Genomic DNA, 17,019 nt, shown 5'->3' with positions numbered 1-17,019 from the left:
CAGGCAAGACGCACGGTTTCAGGACCAGCGTTTGAAGATGAGGGACGTGTTGATGCCGCCGAAAGCGAAGTTGTTGGACATCAGATAGTCCACCACCAGCGCGCGGCCATTGCCCACCACATGATCCAGCGGGGCACAGTCCGGATCCGGCTCGGTCAGGTTGATGGTGGGGGCAAACCAACCCTCCTGCATCATCTCCAGTGACAACCAGGCCTCGATGGCACCGCAGGCCCCCAGGGTATGGCCGAAGAAGCTCTTGAGCGATGATATGGGGGTCTTGTCGCCAAAGATGGCGGCGGTGGCGTGGCTCTCGGCGATGTCGCCGCGCTCGGTGGCCGTGCCGTGGGCACTGATGTAGCCGATGTCGGCGGCCGTCAGCCCGGCCTGGGCCAGCGCCATCTCCATGCACAGCTGCATGGTCTCCTGCTGGGGCTGGGTCACGTGGGCGGCATCGCAGTTGGTAGCAAAGCCCACCAGCTCGGCGATGATGGTGGCCCCGCGCTCCTGCGCATGTTCCAGCTCCTCCAGCACCAGAGTGCCCGCCCCCTCGCCAATCACCAGACCATCCCGCTGCCGGTCGAACGGTCGCGGCGCCAGCTCGGGATTGTCGTTCATCTGGCTGGTGGCAAACAGGGTATCGAACACCACAGCTTCCGACGGGCAGAGCTCCTCCGCCCCGCCGGCCACCATCAGGGTCTGATAGCCATGTTTGATGGACTCGTAGGCGTAGCCAATCCCCTGGCTGCCGGAGGTGCAGGCACTGGAGGTGGGGATCACCCGCCCGCGCAGGCCGAAGAAAAGGCCGGTATTGACCGCCGCCGTGTGCGGCATCATCTGCACATAGGTGGTCGCCGTGATGCTGGCGGTGCTCTTGTCGTTGAGCATGACGCCGAAGGCGCGGATGGGATCCGTGCTGCCGGTGGAGGAGCCATAGGCGATGCCGGTGCGACCATCGGTCAGCACGGGGTTGTCGATAAGCCCCGCCCGCACCAGCGCCAGCTCGGTTGCCACGGTCGCCAGCTGGGAGACCCGCCCCATGGCCCGCGTCTTCTTGCGCGGATAGCTGGCGGGCAGCACAAAATCGGCAATGGGCGCCGCCAGCCGGGTGTTGAGCCCTTCGTAGATGGCCCACTCCGGCATGCTCACCACCGCATTGCGTCCCGCCTGCAACTTTGCCCGCACGCTCGGCCAGTCCTGACCGAACGCCGTCACTCCGGCCATGCCGGTTACTACTACCCGCTTCATACCATACCGCCATTCACAGAGATAACCTGGCGTGCCACAGAGACAGCACCCTGTTGAACCGACACAGGGCAAAAGATCACCCGCCCCCGCGTCATACCATGCCCCCGTTGATGGAGATGACCTGACGCGTGACATAGCCGGCGATGTCCGACATCAGGTAGGAGACCAGCCCGGCCACCTCGTCCGCCTGTCCCATGCGCTTGAGCGGGATCAGCTTCATCGCCTCCTCCTGCACCTCGGCACCAACCATGCCGGTGTCGATGAGGCCGGGGGCCACGCAGTTGACCGTGATCTTGCGCTTGGCCAGCTCCAGCGCCAGCGCCTTGGTGGCCCCCATGATGCCCGCCTTGGCGGCGCTGTAGTTGACCTGCCCACGGTTGCCCATCAGGCCTGATACCGAGGAGATGGTTACGATGCGGCCGCCCCGGCGCAGACCTATCATCGGCATGATGCAGGGCTTGAGCAGGTTGTAGAAGCCGTCCAGATTGGTGTGCAGCACCCCGTCCCAATCCTCGTCGGTGAGGGCGGGGAAGGCACCGTCACGTATGATGCCGGCGTTGCAGACCACACCGTAATAGGCGCCGTGCTCGGCCATGTCTGCTTCCAGCCGCTCGCGGCAGCCCTGGCGATCGGCGATGTCGAACTGGATCAGGCGCCCCTGCCCCCCAGTGGCTTGCAGGTTCGCCAGCGTCGCCTCGGCACCGGCGCGGTCGCCGTGGTAGTGCACAACGACGAGAAAACCGTCGGCGGCCAGTTTGAGGGCGATGGCGCGGCCTATCCCCTTGCTGGCGCCCGTGACCAATACGGTAGAGATCATGAAACGTCCTTCGCTAACAAATCGGATAATTCGCCGGGTGCGGGTTGATAGGTCGAGAGGCGCGCGGTGGCGCACTCCTGCCCATCTTGCAGGATCCGGCATTCGAAACTGGCCATGCCGCCGTCTTGCAACAGGCAGCTGGCCTCTATGGTGAGCAGGGCCCCCGCCGCAAAGCGGGTGGGCTGGCAGCGGTACTTGCGAGTGCCGAGCAGCATGCCGATGCGCACCGGCTCGCCGCGCAATCGCCCCTGCATGCCGGCCCAGGCGGCGATGGTCTGCGCCATCAACTCGATGCCGACCCAGGCGGGCAACGAGCCCTCGCCATCGAGCAACAAGGCGTGCCGGACGCCGACCCGGGTCTCGCAGCACACCCGGCTCGCATCCACGACGCAGAGCCTGTCCAGCAGCAGCATGGGGGCCTGATGGGGCAAGAGAGTGTCGATGGCGGGCAGCGGTACGAGCTCATTCATGAGGGTAATAGTCCAAACAGCAGGCTGACATTGTTGCCACCGAAGGCAAAGGAGTTGGAGAGGACCAGGGGTGCCGCCAGCAACGTCTCATTGCTCACCAGCCGGATGGGAGCCAGCGCCGGATCCGGTGTCGTCACCCGCTGGGGCGGCAACGGCAGGGCCCGCTCCAGCAGCAGGCAGGCGAGCGCGGCCTCGATGGCACCGGCCGCGCCCAGAGTATGGCCGGTGAGCGGCTTGGTGGAACTGCAGGGCACCTTGTCGCCGAACAGGCGATGCACGGCCTGGCTCTCCATGGCGTCATTGAGGCGGGTGGCCGTGCCGTGCAGGTTGATGTAACCCACCTGCTGCGCCGTCACGCCCGCCTGGGCCAGCGCCATCTGCATGGCCGCCTCGGCACCCACGCCGTCCGGATGAGGAGCCGAGATATGCCAGGCATCGGACGACTCGCCCGCCCCCAGCAGCGCCAGCGGCGCGGGCTGGCGGCTCAGCAGAAACAGCGCGGCCCCCTCGCCTATGTTGATCCCCTGCCGGCCGTTGTCGAATGGCTGGCAGAGGGTGCCGCTCAGGGACTCCAGGCTGTCAAAACCGTTGAGGGTCAGCCCGCACAGGCTGTCGGCACCACCGACCAGCACGGCGTCCACCAGCCCGGCCGCCAGCATCCGCTGACCGCTGATGAAGGCTCGCGCGCTGGAGGAGCAGGCGGTGGAGAGGGTGTAGGCGGGCCCTTCCAGGCCGAGATAACGGGCCAGAAATTCAGACGGGGAGCCCAGCTCCTGCTGGCGATAGTCAAAGGCGGGGGGAATCACCTCCCCCCGCCGGGCGGCGGCGATCGCCAGCTCGGCCTCGCCAATCCCGGCAGTGCTGGTGCCGAGCACCAGTCCCACTCGCGCAGGGCCATGCGTCGCCAGCGCCTGGTCCAGTGCGGGGCGGATCTGGGCCAGCGCCGCCAGCAGCAGGCGATTGTTGCGCGAGGCATAAGGGGCCAACGCCGCCGGTATCTCGGGCAGCGCGCCTTCGACCCGCCCCACCGGGGTCAGGCGACCATCCAGCAACGTCTGGCGGTAGCGGGTGAGCGGCGTAATCTCCTCTGCCTGCCAGGCCAGCAGGGCCTCGGCGCTGGCATCCCTGCCCTGCCCCAATGCCGACATGAGGCCGTAGGCCGCGATATAACAACTCATTGGCTCAGAGTCTCCAGCTGCAAACGGTAGTGAAACACATGCTGTTGCAGGCTGACCGGCTCCCGCACGCCGCCCTTGTCCTGATACCCGATCTCGGTGACCAGGGCGCCATCGGGGGCGCGCAGCCGGCGCGTCAGCCCTTCGTCCCGCAGCGTCCAGCCCGGCGGCAGCTGCGGCTGCCAGCTGGCCAGCGGCCAGTAGCAGAGCATGACGTCCGCCAGCACCTGGGTCACGGGCGGCATGCCGGTGGCGAGCAGCGGGCTCAGTTGCTGAGTCGCTATGCCCTGCTGGTCGTAACGCACCCGAAACAGCCGGATCCCGGTCGGGGTCAGACCGACCAGGGTCAACTGACTGCCATCGGCCTCCAGCACCGTCATCAGCTGATGGGCGCTCTCCCCCACAGTGGCCGTCAGCAACTGCTGGCGATAGACGGGGGTGGCAAGCACGGGGGCCGGCAGCGCCATGACGGTCCCCTTGTCGAGATAAGCGGTGGGGGCCGGCTGGCTGCTGCAGCCCCCCAGCAAGAGGACGAATAATACAAACAGTGATCTCATTGTCATGTTGGCTCCCGCACCGCGCCATCCGGTCGCACGCGGTCCAGCACCAGAGGCGACAACAGGAAGGCAGTAAAGATACCGCCGCTCAACACCAGGCCAAAGCCCGCGATGGCGGGGGTGTGACTCAGCGCCAGCAAGCCGAACGCCAGCTGGGTGGTGAGGTTCGCCAGCAGGATGGCGAGCAGGGTAGAACTCTGCCGCGCCAGCTGGTTGCCACAGTGGGCAAAGAAGAGGCCGTAGTCGATGCCGATGCCGAAGATGAGGCTGAGCGCCAGCACACCGAACAGGGTGAGCGGCTGGCCACAAGCGGCGAGCAACGCCAGCCCCATGGCCAGCGCAATCAGGTTGACCAGCAGTACCCGGGCCGCCCGGGCCGCCCCCATCCTCCGCCAGAGCAGCAGGGCTACCAGGCCGATGGCCAGCAACAGCAGCTCGGCCAGCTTGATACGGTAGTGGGCGAACAGCTGACTCCACTCGCTGCGTTGATCCTGCCAGTAGATACCTTGTTCGGCAGCCGCCAGCGCCGTCAGGGCGACCTCGTCCTGCACCCCGACCAGCGGCACCCAGATGGCGACGCGACCATCCTCCAGCGAGTGCCACAGCAGACGGCTCCCCTCGCTGACCGGGCTGGCCAGCCAGTCTGCCGGGGTCAACCAGTCAGGCTGACGGGCAGGCTCCTGCACCGGCAGACCGGCCCCTTGCAGCCGGATCACTACTTGAGGCAGCAAGGCCCTGATGGCGGCCGCATCCTGCTGCTGGCGCGCCAGCGAGGGCAGCCAGCGACTGAGGGAGACAAAGTCCCGCAGCGCGCCACGATCCTTAAGCTCGGCCAACTGGCCATCCAGCCGCTCCAGTCGTTGCAGCGCCTGCTCGGCATCCGGGCCCGTCACCAGAAAGCCCTGCATGCCCCCCTGCTGACCGGTCAGGGTCTTGATCTGGCTCTCCTGCGCCTGCAGTTCTACCGGCAAGGGTTGCAGCCGGCGTATGTCGTCATCCACCTGCAGCTGGCTGATGCCAAGGGCGGCCAGCAGCAGGCAGAGCAGCGGCAGGCCGATGCGCACCAGGCGACGCTGCTGCCAGGCTCTGAGCCAGGCCATCAGCAGTGGCTGACTGCGCAGGGGCCGGATCGGCAAGGGGCCCGCCCAGCGCGGGAACAGGCAGAGCACTGTGATGAAGGCGCTGAACAGGCCCGCCAGCGCACACACCGCCAATTGCTGCAACCCGGGGAAGGGGGCAAACCAGAGCAGGCCATAACCGATCAGGGTGGTCAGCACCGCCAGCGAGAGGCTCGGCAGCAGCCGTAATCGGGTCTGATGCGGCGTCTCGTCGCCGCCGTGCAGCCGTCGCTCGCACAGGAAGTGGATGGCGTAGTCGATGGCGATGCCGATGAGGCTGCTGCTGATCACCAGGGTGAAGACATGGATCTCGCCAAACAGGATGAGCACGGTGCCCAGCCCCCACATCAGCCCCACGCAGATGGGCAGCAGGGAGAGCAATAGCGCCCGGGTCGAGCGGAATACGCCCCAGATCAGCAGCATGACTCCGATCATGGAGCCCAGCCCTATGGTGGAGATGTCCTGCTGGGCCAGGTTGCTGGCGTGCTGGCTGTAGAAGAGGGTGCCCCGGCGCAACAGCTCGGCGCCGGGATAAGCCTCGGCGAGGCGCTGCTCGGCGTTGTCGAGCTCCCTCAGCAACCCCTGATTGCGCTGGATATCGAAGGCGGAGAGATCCAGCTCGGCCCGCACCATGTACCAGTCGCGGCCCGCCTTGTCCCGACTGACCAGCCAGCCCTCCTTGAGCTGCATGGGACCGCTGGCCTCAGCCAGCACTCCGGCCCGGGTCAACAACAGCGGATCGCTCTGCCACTCGGCGCGAGAGACACCGCCAAAGGGCGAGTAAATCTGGCCGAGCACCCACTGGCTCCAGCCCTCGGCGCCAGCCGCCAGCCGGGCCCGGCTGGCCTCATCAAGCCGCTGCCAGGCGAGATCGTGCAGATAGGCCTGCCAGGCGGGGGCCAGCTCGGGCTGATAGCCCTTGATATGGGAGAAGGCCGCTATCTGGCCGAGCTGTTTTACCCACAGCTCGGCCGCCACCTGCCCATCCTGTCCGGCAGGCAGGCTCAGCATCCAGACCAGCTGGCGATCGAGCTGTTGCAACAAGCCCTGCTGCAACGCCGGATCCAGATCGCTGCGGGATTCGTGGGGCAGCAGATCCATCAGGCTGGTATTGATGCGGCTGTGGGGTAGCTGCCAGGCCAGCACCGCCACCAGCAGCAGGCAGAGGCCAATCCAGAGGGTGCCAAGCCGGCGCCAGGTGGTTTCAGATTGCAGCAAGGTCGATTCTCCCGGCCAAGCCAGGGGCAGTGGCTTGGCGCGATGCGGGGCTAGTGGGCAGCAAAGCGGGCCAGCTCCTCAGGGGTCAGTGGCAGGGTTCGCTCTTGCCAGGCACTGAAACGGATGCGGGTACTGTCACCCTGCTTGTCGGCGATGATGAGCTGATCCAGCTGCCCTTGCCCGCTCAGGGTCAGGCTGGCGAACACCTTGTTCAGCGGTGTCAGGGTCGGCACCAGCAGCAGCTGCCAGCCCGCCTCCGTGCTCTGAAAATCGATCTTGAAGTAGCGGCTCAGGGTCGCCTCGTCCGAGCCGAACAGCGCCAGCAGCATCTGGCTGAATTCAAGCAGCTGGGGACTGTCGATGACGGTGGCGGGCTGACCCGCCACCTGCTGCACCATGCGTTGCGGCGTCAGGGTCAACGTCAGGGCAAAGGGCTGCTGTTGCTGCCACCAGAGACCCAGATCGCGCACCAGCAGCAGCTCGCCGGAGGCCCTGAGCGGCTGACTCAGCCCCGCCACCTGCTTCTCCTGCTCGAAATGGGCCTGCCGAGCCGGGCTCAGGGTCAACAGCTGCTGCACCTGGTCACGGCTCAGGGGCGCCGCCTGCAGCGGCAACACCAGCAGCAGGGCCAGTCCGACCATCAGCCGGTTCAGAAGACAGCTCATTGGCTCACCCCCAGCTTGTCCAGCAGCACCTGGGGCGAGGCCAGGCACATCTCGCCGCTCGCCTTGCTCACCGCCACCTGGATGCTGTAGCCCTTGCTGGTGCGGGTGCCGCTCGCGGCATCGCTCAGCAGGTAGTCGATCTTCAAGCGGTTCTGGTACTCGGTCAGGGTGGCGCGCACCCGCACCCGCTGGCCGAAACACAGCGGTGCCAGGTACTTCATCCGGGTGTCGATGATGGGCCAGAGGTAGCCGGAGGCCTCCATCTGCGGGTAGTTGTAATCGATGAGGTCGAGCAGGGCGCAGCGGGCCAGCTCGATGTAGCGAAAGTAGTGGCCGTGCCAGGCGACCGCCATCATGTCCACATCGTGAAATGGGATGGTCACTTCCACTTCGGCACTGATCTGCCAGGGTTCATTCTGCATGGGTTGTCTCATCAATAGTGACCTTGTTTCAGTCCTGGCTCGGCCCATAAAGGGGGTAGTGACGCTGGCGGAGGCGAGCAATCAGCGCCCTGAGCTCCTGCTCCAGCGCCCTGTCTTCCAGCAGAGGCGCAAACTCGGCCCGCACCTGCTGCACCATTCTGGCCAGGGCCGGGCTGAGCGGCCGGGTGAAGGGCGTGGGCTGGGCCAGGCGCAGCTCGACCCCCTGTACCGCCGCCAGCAGGCAGGCGGCCCCGACCTGTTCGGTCAGGGTCAGCACCCGCAGGGCATCGCGCGCCGCTATGGTGCCCATGCTCACCTTGTCCTGGTTGTGGCACTCGGTGGAGCGGGAGAAGACGCTGGCGGGCATGGTCTGCTTGAGCGCCTCCGCGGTCCAGGCCGAGACGCCGATCTGCACCGCCTTGAAACCGTGGTTGATCATCTGCCGCCCGGCCGGCGCCCCCGAGAGGTTGCTCGGCAGGCCACCGTTGAACTTGGTGTCCACCAGCTGGGCCAGCTGGCGATCCAGCAGGTCGGCCAGATTGGCGATGGCCGTCTTCATGCTGTCCATCGCCATGGCGATGTGGCCGCCGTAGAAGTGGCCACCGTGCATCACGTGCTCCCCCTCCCCGTCGATCAGCGGGTTGTCGTTGGCGCTGTTGAGCTCGTTTTCGATGAGCTGGCGCCACCAGGGCAGGCTGTCGGCCACCACACCTATGACGTGGGGCGCGCAGCGCAATGAGTATCTGTCCTGCAGCCGATCGCTGTGGCGCGGCAGCTCGCCGGCCACCAGATCCGACCTCAGCCAGGCCGCTATGCCCTGCATGCCGGGGTGGGGCTTGGCGGCAAACAGCCGCTCGTCGAAGTGGAAGGCGTTGCCCCCCATGGCGACGCTCACCAGCGCCGTGATCCGGGTCGCCAGTTGCATCAGGTAGTCGGCACGGGCGTAGGCGAGACAGGCCAGCGCCGTCATCACGGAAGTGCCGTTCATCAGCGCCAGCCCCTCCTTGGGTCTCAGGGTCAGGGGGGTAATCCCCAGCTCCCGATAGACCTCGGCGGCGGGACGCAGCGCGCCATCGTGATGGAGCTCGCGCTCCCCCACCAGCACAGCGGCGACGTAGGAGAGCGGGGTGAGATCGCCGCTGGCGCCGACGGAACCTTCTTCCGGTATACGCGGTATGAGATCCTGCTCCAGCAACCAGCAGAGCCGCTCAAGCAAACCCGGGCTGACCCCGGAGACTCCCTGCGCCAGCGAGCAGAGCCGGGTCGCCAGCACGGCGCGGCCGGCATCGAGCTCAAGATCCGCCCCCAGCCCGCAGCCGTGGAAGTGGGTCAGGTGCAGCGGCAGCTCGGGCACCAGCTCGGCGGGCACGGGCCGGGTCACCGAATCCCCGTAGCCTGTGGTCACCCCGTAGATGACCCCCTCCTCGGCCAGCAGCCGGTCGAGGAAATCGGCGCCCCGCTGGATGCGCGCCATAAAGGCGGGATCCGGATTCAGTTCGGGTTTGGCTCGCCCTTCAGCCAGCGCCACCACATCTTCAATGGTCAACGGCTCGGCGCCGAAGGTGACGCACTTCATCTCACTCTTGTTCATCGGTCAGCTGCCAGAAATCAAAAAAGTTGAACCAGTCCAGCGGGGCGCGCAGGCAGTGATGCTGCAGGCGATCGGCATAGGCCTGCACCCTGGACGCGAGTATCTGTTGTCGCCCCTGGCGCGGCAGGCTGAGGCTGTCGGCAAAGGGCTCGAAATGCACTCGAAAGCGCCCCTGCTCCTTGAGGCCGAACATCAGGTAAACCGGGCAACCCAGCACGCTGGCCAGGGCGAAGGGACCGAGGGGAAAGGGGGCCGGCGCGCCGAGAAAGTCGGCCCAGACCACCCGCTTCTCCCGGGTTACCGAGGTACGATCGCCGACGATCACCACCCACTCCCCCTGATCCAGCTTCTCCTTGAGCAAGATGGCGGTATCGGCTCCCATCTCCTGCACCTGGATGAGGTTGAGCCGTGAATCCGGGTTGATCTGCTTGAGCAGGGCGTTGAAACGGGCCGCGTGACGGGTAAAGACCAGCGCATTGATGCGCACCTCCCCCTTGCGACTGCCAAGGGCCCGGCACAGCTCGAGATCGCCGAGGTGAGAACCCAGCAGCAGCAAGCCCTTGCCACTGTTGATGGCGGCCTCGTAGTGATCCCTTCCCACCAGCTCGATCTGATCCTCGACTATGTCGCCGCGCCAGCCGGCCAGCTTGTCGAGCGCCGCCTCACCAAAGCGCAGGAAGTGGCGAAAGCTCGATCTCGGCTCAGGGGGGAGCCGTATGCCCTGAGTGCGGGAAAAGGCCTCGAGCCGGGCCAGATAGGCTTGGGATGCCTGACGCTGAGCGCGGCCGGTCAGCCAGAAGTAGCCGATGACGGGGTAGAGCAATAAGGAGAAGCCCCGCCGCCCCAGCAGGCGATAGCTGGCCAGCATGATCTGCATGCCGAGCAATGAACCGCGCTCCGGCGTGCGCGACCAGTGGGTCCGGCGCTCGCGCCACAGCCGGGTCGCCCATGACCAGAGGCGGCGGGGCCCGCTCGCCAGGCGCAACAGCAGATCCCACAACAGGCGGCACACCAGCCGGGTGTGCATCCAGGAGATGTCGCGATTGTCGCGCCCGAGCTGGAAATGGGAGCTGCCATCGGCGGGATAGATGACCCGGGTCGGCACGAAACGCACCGCCACTCCGGCCCAGTGCAGGCGCACCATCACCTCGGTGTCAAAATCCATCCGCCTGCCGAGCGCCACCCGTTCGAGCAGCGCACAGCTGGCCGCCAGCGGATAGACCCGAAAGCCGCACATGCTGTCCTTGATGGTAAACGACAGCGTCTCGATCCAGACCCAGACATGGGTGATATAGCGGCCATAGAGGCGCCCTTTGGGCACGGAATCGTCGTAGAGCGGGCGGCCCGAGATAAGCGCCTCCGGGTGCTTGCCCGCCTCGGCCAGCAGGGCCGGAATATCAGCCAAATCGTGCTGGCCATCGGCATCCACCTGCAGGGCGTGGCTGAAACCGAGGCCATGGGCGTGGCGCAGCCCCGTCATCACGGCGCCGCCCTTGCCCTGATTGTGCGAATGGCGCAGCAGGGTAACCCAGGGGTGGCGGGCGGCCAGCCCATCCAGCGCGGCGGCGGCGACGGGTTCGCTACCATCGTCGATCAGCAGGCAGGGCAGCTCATATTCGGCCAGCCGATCCAGCACAGCGGCCAGCGGGCCGGCGTGGTTGTAACAGGGGATCAGGATGCAGGGCGTCATGGGATGAAGCGCACCCGTCCGCTGCTCGCCGGCTCGTCCCCCAGCGTATAGCTGAAAACAAGCTGATCCTTTTGTGGCTGCCACTGCAGGCTCAGGCTGCACTCGGCCCCCGGCCGCAGCGGGCGCTGGAACTTGAGCTGATCCAGCCCGTGAAACGGCAGCGCCAGGTTGAGCCGGCTGGTGGCATAGTGCATGACCCAGTGGATCTGGGTGACCCCTGGCAGCAGGGGCGCCCCAGGAAAGTGGCCCGCAAACCAGGGCAGCTCCGGATCGAGCCGCAGGTGCAGGCGCACGCCATCGGCCAGCGTCTCGCAGCCCAGTACTGTCGGCAGCGTGTCAGCAGAGAGGCTCATCGAACAGCTCCTTGAGTTGTGGCCAGGGGCGTTTGCCCTGGGCGTTGACGGGCATGCACTCGACCCGGCGCAGGCTGCGCGGCAGGGCAACCGGTTCGAGCCAGGGGCGCAGCTGCTGGCGCAGGGCCAACAGGAAGCGGCCCTGACCCAGCTCGGCCCAGCGGGCGGCCCCCAATTCGCTCAGCACCAGCACGGCGCCGAGGATCTGACGCTGGCCCTGCTGCAGAGGCAGCACGGCGGCCAACTCCACCTCCGGCAGGGCTTGCAGGCGCGTCTCCACCTCGTCGAGGGAGATGCGCTTCTCCTCCAGCTTGATCACCCTGTCCTGGCGCCCCAGCAGCTCAAATCCGTCCCCCTTGATCACGATGCGATCGGCGCAGGCCAGCCAGTCGTCCTCTGCCAGGAAGGGGGAGCGCAGCAGCAAGCCCTGATCCGGGCCGACCCGCACCTCGACCCCGGGCAAGGGGGTCCAGGGGGTCTGCGCCTGATGGCGCTGACGCCAGCCGATGCCGCCGGTCTCGCTGCTGCCGAAGATCTCCACCGGCAACTGGCCGAGCAGGGCCCGGGCCTGATGGGCATCCTCGGGTTGCAGGGGCCCGCCGGAGGAGACGACAAGGCTGCACCCTGCGGCGGGAATGGCCGGATCGAGCCGGCTGAGAAACGCGGGGGAAGCGATCAGGGCCCAGGGGGCGGTTTGCACCGCCAGCTGCTCCGGGTAGTCGATGCTGCGGCGATCGAACGGACGCCCCAGGGCCAGCGGCAGCAGGATGCGAAACAGCAGGCCGTAGATGTGCTGGTGACTGACGCTGGCCAGCACCCGGGTATCGGCCAGGGCCTGGCCCCAGAGCGCCATCTGCACCCGCAGCTCGACCTCCAGCTGGGGCCAGGCTTTGGGGATGGCCTTGGGCTCGCCGGTGGAGCCCGAGCTGAACAGGGTCAGGTCGAGACGCTCGGGAACCCGGCTGGCGTGCTCTGCATCCAGCTCACCATGGCAATCGGCCAGCGGCAGCCGCAGCTGGGGCACATCAAGCCCATCGGCTGGCAGCCCGCCATCGGTGAGCAGGCCGTCAAACTGATCCCGCAGCGCCAGCAGCCCGGCCAGCCGTTGATGGCCCGGCAGGATGGCTTGATGACCGCCGAGGGCGCAGGCCAGCAGGGCCTGGGCAAACAGCAGGCTGTCATCGAAACAGAGCGCCCAGCGCGCGCGCGGCTGCCCGGGGCGAGCATGGCGTGCCATGGCCCGGGCCAGTTGCAGGCTACCAAGGCGCAGTTCGGCCAGGGTCACCTCGCCGCCTTGACCGAACGCCACCAGCTGGTCGTCGTCCCGCTGCCAGAGCGTTTGCAGCAGGGTCATGGGGCCCGCCTCTTCATCAGTCGCCTGCGTACCAGATATTCCCCTGCCATCAAAGCGCCCATCAAGGCGTAGCTGATGAGGCCGTTGTAAAGACTCCAGAGCGCCAGATCGCCGTGCCAGATGGTGAAGGCCGCCAGGGCGCCGTTGACCACGAAGAAGCCGCACCAGACCTGGGTCACCCGCCGGGTATAGCCGATGGCGACATCCGGCAGACGGGGATCCTGCAGGCGGGCCAGCCGCTCCACCAGGCTCATGGGACGGGTCAGGCTCCAGCCAAACAGGCAGAGCAGCGCCAGGCTCACCGCCAGCGGGTAGTAGAGCAGCCAGTGACGGGCGTTGAACAGGGCCGACAGCAGGGTCAACCCCAGCCCGATGCAGGCCAGCAGGCGGCCCAGCCAGAGCCACTCGGGCAAGGGGCCGAGACGGGCCCGGCCCTTGAGCAGACCCGGCAGCAGCCGCAGCGAGAAGATGAGCAGCAGGCCAAGCAGCAACGGGGTCTGACCGGCACGGGTCAGACCCCAGTAGACAGCCAGCGGGTAGAGCAGCAGGGCACCACCGGCCAGCCAGGAGAGCCAGCGCGTCATGGGCGGGGGCGCACCGGCATCAGGTGCTGGCGAGCAGACGCTCGACCGCATCCACCACGTCATTGACGCTACGCACCGACTTGAACTCTTCCGGCTTGATCTTCTTGCCGGTCAGTTTCTGCAGGTGCACCACCAGATCGATGGCATCTATGCTGTCGAGCTCGAGATCCTGATAGAGGCGGGCCTCCGGGGTAATGGCCTCTTCATCCACCTCGAACAACTCGACGAGAGCGGCCTTTATCTGGGCAAAGATGTCGTCACGGGTCATGGCTCAGGCCTCCCCTTTCGACTGGGCCTGCACCAGGGCGACCAGGGCCGCGACTGAGGCAAAGTGACGACGGGTATTTTCATCCTCGGCGGAGAGCACTATGCCGTAGCGGCCCTTGATGGCAAGGCCCAGCTCCAGCGCATCGATGGAGTCCAGTCCCAGGCCGTCACCGAACAGCGGCGCCTGGCTGTCTATATCCTCAGGGGTCAGCCCCTCGAGGTTGAGACTGTCGATGATGAGTTGTTTTATCTCTAGGTGCAGGTCTTGCATAACTGTTCCATACGCTGTCATTGGGGCCCCATTTGCAGGGCCCGGGTGAGAAACCGGGTCAGCTGGCGCGCGGCCAGCGCACAGCTCTGGTCGGTGGCGACCACCTCGTCTGCCGCCACTTGCGGCAGGAATTCTATGGTGAAAGTCGGCTTATTTTCCGGGATCTTGAACCATTTGTCCTGTTTGGTGAGAAATCGAGTGCTGCAGTGGATCCGCACCGGCTGCAGGGGCACCCGGCTGCGCACCGCCAACTGGGCCGCGCCGCGTTGCAACTTGATGGGTTCCCCCGGCGTGGTGCGGGTTCCCTCCGGGAAGATCAGCAGCAGACCGCCGGCCTGGATCCGTGCCATGCACAGGGGCAGGAGGCACTCCGCCTCCACATTGGGCAGGTAATCGGCGGCCCGCACCACGCCGCCCACGAAGGGGTTGCGCCAGAGGGACTGCTTGACGATGCAGTCGCACACCGGCATCTCGGCGGCCAGCATGACGTAATCGAGCAGGCTGGGGTGATTGGCCACCACCAGGGCGCCGCGCAAGTCGGCGGGCATGCCGCTCACCCGATAATCCAGCACGCCCCAACCACGCAACACGCCGAGAAACAGCCGAAAGCTGTGGCGTATGGTCAGCTGGGCCAGAGTACGCCGCCGCTCCCCACGCAAACAGAGCGCCAGCAACGGAAACCAGCACAGAGAGAGCAGCAGGCCGCCCACCCCGAACAGGGTGAAGCCAAGGGCAGTGCCGATCAGCCGCCAGCCCCGATTCAGCGCCGCAGCCATGTCCACTCCTGACGGCCATCGCAAAGGGTCAGGGTCGATTCATGCCGCAGCAGGGCCCGCCAGAAGGCCAGCGACTGAGGCAAAGAGGGGGCAGCCCTGATGTTTTCATCCCCGTAGCACTGAGCGGGATCGCAACACCACTGCTCGCCGGCCTGCAGCACCAGCCCCAGCGCATGGGGCGGCGCCTCGTCCGGCAACCAGGGGCGGTGAAACTCGGGCACGGGCCCCTCGAACGCCACCAGCAGCACCCGGCTGGCACCGGCGTGCAGCGCCGCCACCGCCTCGGTAAACCCCGCCATCAGCCCGCCCTCTCCCGCCGCCAGCGAGGTCATGGGGATGGCGGCCTTGCCCTGAATGGAGCTCAGGCCGGCGGCCGTGTTGTGCACTGACATGGAGAAATCGGTAGGGGACAGCGCCTGGCCGTCCGCCAGCGCCTGCAACAGAGTCACAGAACGGGCCAGTTCGCCGTGGCGGCTGACGAAGATGGCGTAATCGACGGGATGGCGAGCCAGCAGGCTCAGCCCCAGCTGCACCGCCAGCCGGGAACCCTGGCTCAGGCGGCGCGCCATCATCATGGGCAGCAAAGGGGTTGTGGGAAACGGTGAGTCGATGGGCCAGCGGCCCTGCAGCGCCCATTCCTGCCAAGCGGCGTCATCGACCAAACCGGGTGACAGTGCCTGGCTATCCAGCAGCGAGAAAGAGAGCATGTTTCAGGCAACCTGTCCTTAAAACTGTGGGTGGGAGCGAAGACGATAAAAGGCACTCACCCGACGAGCAGTGCCTGCTCCACGGCATTGAATGAAGTCATCACATTAATACCGCGCGAATAATACCATTATTCGTCAAAAATAATAGCTGGAGCAGATTATCCACCGCCTTGGTGATTGAAAATAAACAATTTGTGTTGTCTCATTGCCACGCCAAATTGATGCATATCCTCCCCAAGGAAAATATTATGAAACTCATTAATAAAATACCCCTGCTGCTGGCCTGTGCCCTGCTGGCTGCCTGCTCCACCAGCCAACCCATTCGCAATATGGCCGCCAACCCGGTTGCCTTCAATCTGACCGAAGATCAAGTAGCCAGCGCCATTATCACGGCGGGGATCAGCAAGAGCTGGGTGATGAAAAAAGAGAAGCCGGGACTTATTCGTGGCCAGGTCAATGTACGCCAGCATCAGGCGGTGATCGATATTCCATATAGCAGCCACGACTATTCCATCAATTATGTGAGCAGCGTCAATCTGGATGACAAGGGCAAGGGCAGCATTCATCGCAGTTATAACCGCTGGGTACTGGGTCTGAATCAGGCCATCCAGACCGAACTCGCCCGCGCACAGAGCCGTTAATCCGGCAGGAGCTACCCCGTGAACCATTATCAGGCAGACCCCTACAACGCGCTGGAGGCCATAGGCGCGGCCCAGAAGATCGCCTTCGGGCCCATGCTGTTCCAGGCCAGCTGGTGTCTGCGTGAGACAGGGGTGCTCGCCTTTCTCGAGACCCGTGGCCAGCAGGGCGCGCCGCTGGCGGACATAGCCCAGGCGTGCGAGCTGAGTGAATATGCGGTCAGCGTGCTGCTGGACATGGGCCTCGGCGGCGGGCTCTGCTACCTGGCCGATGATCGCTATGTGCTGGGCCGGGTCGGCAAGTACCTGCAGCACGATGCCATGAGCCGGGTCAATCTCGACTTCACCCAGCACGTCTGCTATCAACCCCTCGCCCATCTGCTCGACGCTATCCGCGACGGTACGCCGGCCGGTCTGCAGGAGTTCGGCCCCTGGCAGACCCTCTACCCGCACCTGAGCGAGCTGCCCGAGCCCGCCCGCAGCAGCTGGTTTGCGTTTGATCACTTCTACTCCGACTGGGCGTTCCAGCAGGCACAGGCTAAGGTGCTTGGCTATGAGCCGCGCCACCTCTACGATCTGGGCGGCAACACCGGCAAGTGGGCCATCGCCTGCGCCAACCGGGATCCGGCGCTGCGGGTCACCATACTGGACTTGCCAGAGCAGCTGGCGCTGGCCCGACTTAATATTGAAGAGGCGGGACTGACGGCGCGAGTGCAGGGCCACCCGGTGGATCTGCTGCAAGCAGGCCCCCTGCCCGGCGAGGCCGATCTCTGGTGGATGAGCCAGTTCCTCGACTGCTTCAGTCACGAACAGATAGTCACCATCCTGAACCGGATCAGGCTGGCCATGCCACCCGATGCCCGGGTCTGCATTCTGGAGCTGTTCTGGGACAGGCAGACCTTCGAAGCCGCCAGCTTCAGTCTCAACGCCACCTCCCTCTACTTCACCTGTCTGGCCAACGGCAACAGCCGCTTTTATCACTCCAAACAGATGTATCAGTGCCTGCGCGAGGCGCATTTCCACGTGGAAGAAGAGCATGAGATCCCGGGCCCCGGCCACACCCTGCTGGTTGCCCGTCCGCTGCACACGAGGCCATAATGC

General features: G+C 65.9%; 19 protein-coding genes. 2 read left to right on the top strand and 17 right to left on the bottom strand.

What is annotated here, in order from left to right; translation table 11 throughout:
- Positions 1-18: 18 nt before the first annotated feature.
- The 17 genes from ACW5XD_RS00865 to ACW5XD_RS00785 form a co-directional block, all read right to left on the bottom strand.
- Complete coding sequence (locus ACW5XD_RS00865) at positions 19-1,245, bottom strand: beta-ketoacyl-ACP synthase (protein WP_456493206.1); 1,227 nt, start codon at positions 1,243-1,245, stop codon at positions 19-21.
- Positions 1,246-1,336: 91 nt separating this feature from the next.
- Positions 1,337-2,062 (bottom strand): 3-ketoacyl-ACP reductase FabG2, encoded by a 726-nt coding sequence (locus tag ACW5XD_RS00860; RefSeq protein ID WP_456493205.1) that lies wholly within the window; start codon positions 2,060-2,062, stop codon positions 1,337-1,339.
- Positions 2,059-2,532 (bottom strand): ApeP family dehydratase, encoded by a 474-nt coding sequence (locus ACW5XD_RS00855; protein WP_456493204.1) that lies wholly within the window; start codon positions 2,530-2,532, stop codon positions 2,059-2,061. The genes ACW5XD_RS00860 and ACW5XD_RS00855 overlap by 4 nt, the downstream gene beginning before the upstream one ends.
- Positions 2,529-3,710, bottom strand: a complete 1,182-nt coding sequence (locus tag ACW5XD_RS00850; RefSeq protein ID WP_456493203.1) for a beta-ketoacyl-[acyl-carrier-protein] synthase family protein — start codon at positions 3,708-3,710, stop codon at positions 2,529-2,531. The genes ACW5XD_RS00855 and ACW5XD_RS00850 overlap by 4 nt, the downstream gene beginning before the upstream one ends.
- Complete coding sequence (locus ACW5XD_RS00845) at positions 3,707-4,264, bottom strand: DUF3261 domain-containing protein (protein ID WP_456493421.1); 558 nt, start codon at positions 4,262-4,264, stop codon at positions 3,707-3,709. Before ACW5XD_RS00845 ends, ACW5XD_RS00850 begins: the two co-directional genes overlap by 4 nt.
- Before the next feature lie 2 nt (positions 4,265-4,266).
- Positions 4,267-6,600 (bottom strand): MMPL family transporter, encoded by a 2,334-nt coding sequence (locus ACW5XD_RS00840; RefSeq protein WP_456493202.1) that lies wholly within the window; start codon positions 6,598-6,600, stop codon positions 4,267-4,269.
- Positions 6,601-6,650: 50 nt separating this feature from the next.
- Positions 6,651-7,265, bottom strand: a complete 615-nt coding sequence (locus tag ACW5XD_RS00835) for an outer membrane lipoprotein carrier protein LolA (RefSeq protein WP_456493201.1) — start codon at positions 7,263-7,265, stop codon at positions 6,651-6,653.
- Complete coding sequence (locus ACW5XD_RS00830; protein WP_456493200.1) at positions 7,262-7,687, bottom strand: acyl-CoA thioesterase; 426 nt, start codon at positions 7,685-7,687, stop codon at positions 7,262-7,264. Before ACW5XD_RS00830 ends, ACW5XD_RS00835 begins: the two co-directional genes overlap by 4 nt.
- Before the next feature lie 28 nt (positions 7,688-7,715).
- Positions 7,716-9,278, bottom strand: coding sequence for an HAL/PAL/TAL family ammonia-lyase (locus ACW5XD_RS00825; protein WP_456493199.1), 1,563 nt, complete (start codon positions 9,276-9,278; stop codon positions 7,716-7,718).
- The gene (locus tag ACW5XD_RS00820; RefSeq protein WP_456493198.1) at positions 9,265-10,968 is read right to left on the bottom strand and encodes a glycosyltransferase family 2 protein; all 1,704 of its coding nucleotides are present in this window, start codon (positions 10,966-10,968) and stop codon (positions 9,265-9,267) included. The genes ACW5XD_RS00825 and ACW5XD_RS00820 overlap by 14 nt, the downstream gene beginning before the upstream one ends.
- The gene (locus tag ACW5XD_RS00815; protein WP_456493197.1) at positions 10,965-11,321 is read right to left on the bottom strand and encodes an ApeI family dehydratase; all 357 of its coding nucleotides are present in this window, start codon (positions 11,319-11,321) and stop codon (positions 10,965-10,967) included. Before ACW5XD_RS00815 ends, ACW5XD_RS00820 begins: the two co-directional genes overlap by 4 nt.
- Positions 11,305-12,675, bottom strand: coding sequence for an AMP-binding protein (locus tag ACW5XD_RS00810; RefSeq protein WP_456493196.1), 1,371 nt, complete (start codon positions 12,673-12,675; stop codon positions 11,305-11,307). The genes ACW5XD_RS00815 and ACW5XD_RS00810 overlap by 17 nt, the downstream gene beginning before the upstream one ends.
- Entirely contained in the window at positions 12,672-13,259 is a 588-nt protein-coding gene (locus tag ACW5XD_RS00805) for a hypothetical protein (RefSeq protein WP_456493195.1), read from the bottom strand. The genes ACW5XD_RS00810 and ACW5XD_RS00805 overlap by 4 nt, the downstream gene beginning before the upstream one ends.
- Positions 13,260-13,278: 19 nt before the next feature.
- Positions 13,279-13,527 (bottom strand): acyl carrier protein, encoded by a 249-nt coding sequence (locus tag ACW5XD_RS00800; protein WP_456493194.1) that lies wholly within the window; start codon positions 13,525-13,527, stop codon positions 13,279-13,281.
- Between the two features lie 3 nt (positions 13,528-13,530).
- On the bottom strand, positions 13,531-13,797 hold the full coding sequence (locus ACW5XD_RS00795) for a phosphopantetheine-binding protein (RefSeq protein WP_005317803.1): 267 nt from the start codon (positions 13,795-13,797) through the stop codon (positions 13,531-13,533).
- A gap of 17 nt (positions 13,798-13,814) precedes the next feature.
- Positions 13,815-14,573 carry a lysophospholipid acyltransferase family protein gene (locus ACW5XD_RS00790; RefSeq protein WP_456493193.1) on the bottom strand — a complete coding sequence of 253 codons (759 nt, stop codon included), beginning with the start codon at positions 14,571-14,573 and terminating at the stop codon, positions 13,815-13,817.
- Positions 14,558-15,280 carry a beta-ketoacyl synthase chain length factor gene (locus ACW5XD_RS00785; RefSeq protein ID WP_456493192.1) on the bottom strand — a complete coding sequence of 241 codons (723 nt, stop codon included), beginning with the start codon at positions 15,278-15,280 and terminating at the stop codon, positions 14,558-14,560. The genes ACW5XD_RS00790 and ACW5XD_RS00785 overlap by 16 nt, the downstream gene beginning before the upstream one ends.
- A gap of 248 nt (positions 15,281-15,528) precedes the next feature.
- On the opposite strand from ACW5XD_RS00785, the gene ACW5XD_RS00780 reads away from it, so the two are divergent.
- Positions 15,529-15,921, top strand: coding sequence for a hypothetical protein (locus ACW5XD_RS00780; protein WP_456493191.1), 393 nt, complete (start codon positions 15,529-15,531; stop codon positions 15,919-15,921).
- A gap of 18 nt (positions 15,922-15,939) precedes the next feature.
- On the top strand, positions 15,940-17,016 hold the full coding sequence (locus ACW5XD_RS00775) for a methyltransferase (protein WP_456493190.1): 1,077 nt from the start codon (positions 15,940-15,942) through the stop codon (positions 17,014-17,016).
- The last annotated feature ends 3 nt before the right edge of the window (positions 17,017-17,019 follow it).

Source organism: Aeromonas enterica, from assembly GCF_054052465.1.
Note: the sequence above shows the minus strand (reverse complement) of the source record. Positions and strands in the feature narration are given on the sequence as shown.

Coding starts and splice junctions, on each gene's coding strand:
- ACW5XD_RS00780 (WP_456493191.1), top strand. CDS start 15,529: ATGAAACTCATTAATAAAATACCCCTGCTGCTGGCCTGTGCCCTGCTG.
- ACW5XD_RS00805 (WP_456493195.1), bottom strand. CDS start 13,259: ATGACGCGCTGGCTCTCCTGGCTGGCCGGTGGTGCCCTGCTGCTCTAC.
- ACW5XD_RS00845 (WP_456493421.1), bottom strand. CDS start 4,264: ATGAGATCACTGTTTGTATTATTCGTCCTCTTGCTGGGGGGCTGCAGC.
- ACW5XD_RS00850 (WP_456493203.1), bottom strand. CDS start 3,710: ATGAGTTGTTATATCGCGGCCTACGGCCTCATGTCGGCATTGGGGCAG.
- ACW5XD_RS00800 (WP_456493194.1), bottom strand. CDS start 13,527: ATGACCCGTGACGACATCTTTGCCCAGATAAAGGCCGCTCTCGTCGAG.
- ACW5XD_RS00825 (WP_456493199.1), bottom strand. CDS start 9,278: ATGAACAAGAGTGAGATGAAGTGCGTCACCTTCGGCGCCGAGCCGTTG.
- ACW5XD_RS00820 (WP_456493198.1), bottom strand. CDS start 10,968: ATGACGCCCTGCATCCTGATCCCCTGTTACAACCACGCCGGCCCGCTG.
- ACW5XD_RS00815 (WP_456493197.1), bottom strand. CDS start 11,321: ATGAGCCTCTCTGCTGACACGCTGCCGACAGTACTGGGCTGCGAGACG.
- ACW5XD_RS00795 (WP_005317803.1), bottom strand. CDS start 13,797: ATGCAAGACCTGCACCTAGAGATAAAACAACTCATCATCGACAGTCTC.
- ACW5XD_RS00790 (WP_456493193.1), bottom strand. CDS start 14,573: ATGGCTGCGGCGCTGAATCGGGGCTGGCGGCTGATCGGCACTGCCCTT.
- ACW5XD_RS00785 (WP_456493192.1), bottom strand. CDS start 15,280: ATGCTCTCTTTCTCGCTGCTGGATAGCCAGGCACTGTCACCCGGTTTG.
- ACW5XD_RS00860 (WP_456493205.1), bottom strand. CDS start 2,062: ATGATCTCTACCGTATTGGTCACGGGCGCCAGCAAGGGGATAGGCCGC.
- ACW5XD_RS00830 (WP_456493200.1), bottom strand. CDS start 7,687: ATGCAGAATGAACCCTGGCAGATCAGTGCCGAAGTGGAAGTGACCATC.
- ACW5XD_RS00865 (WP_456493206.1), bottom strand. CDS start 1,245: ATGAAGCGGGTAGTAGTAACCGGCATGGCCGGAGTGACGGCGTTCGGT.
- ACW5XD_RS00835 (WP_456493201.1), bottom strand. CDS start 7,265: ATGAGCTGTCTTCTGAACCGGCTGATGGTCGGACTGGCCCTGCTGCTG.
- ACW5XD_RS00810 (WP_456493196.1), bottom strand. CDS start 12,675: ATGACCCTGCTGCAAACGCTCTGGCAGCGGGACGACGACCAGCTGGTG.
- ACW5XD_RS00855 (WP_456493204.1), bottom strand. CDS start 2,532: ATGAATGAGCTCGTACCGCTGCCCGCCATCGACACTCTCTTGCCCCAT.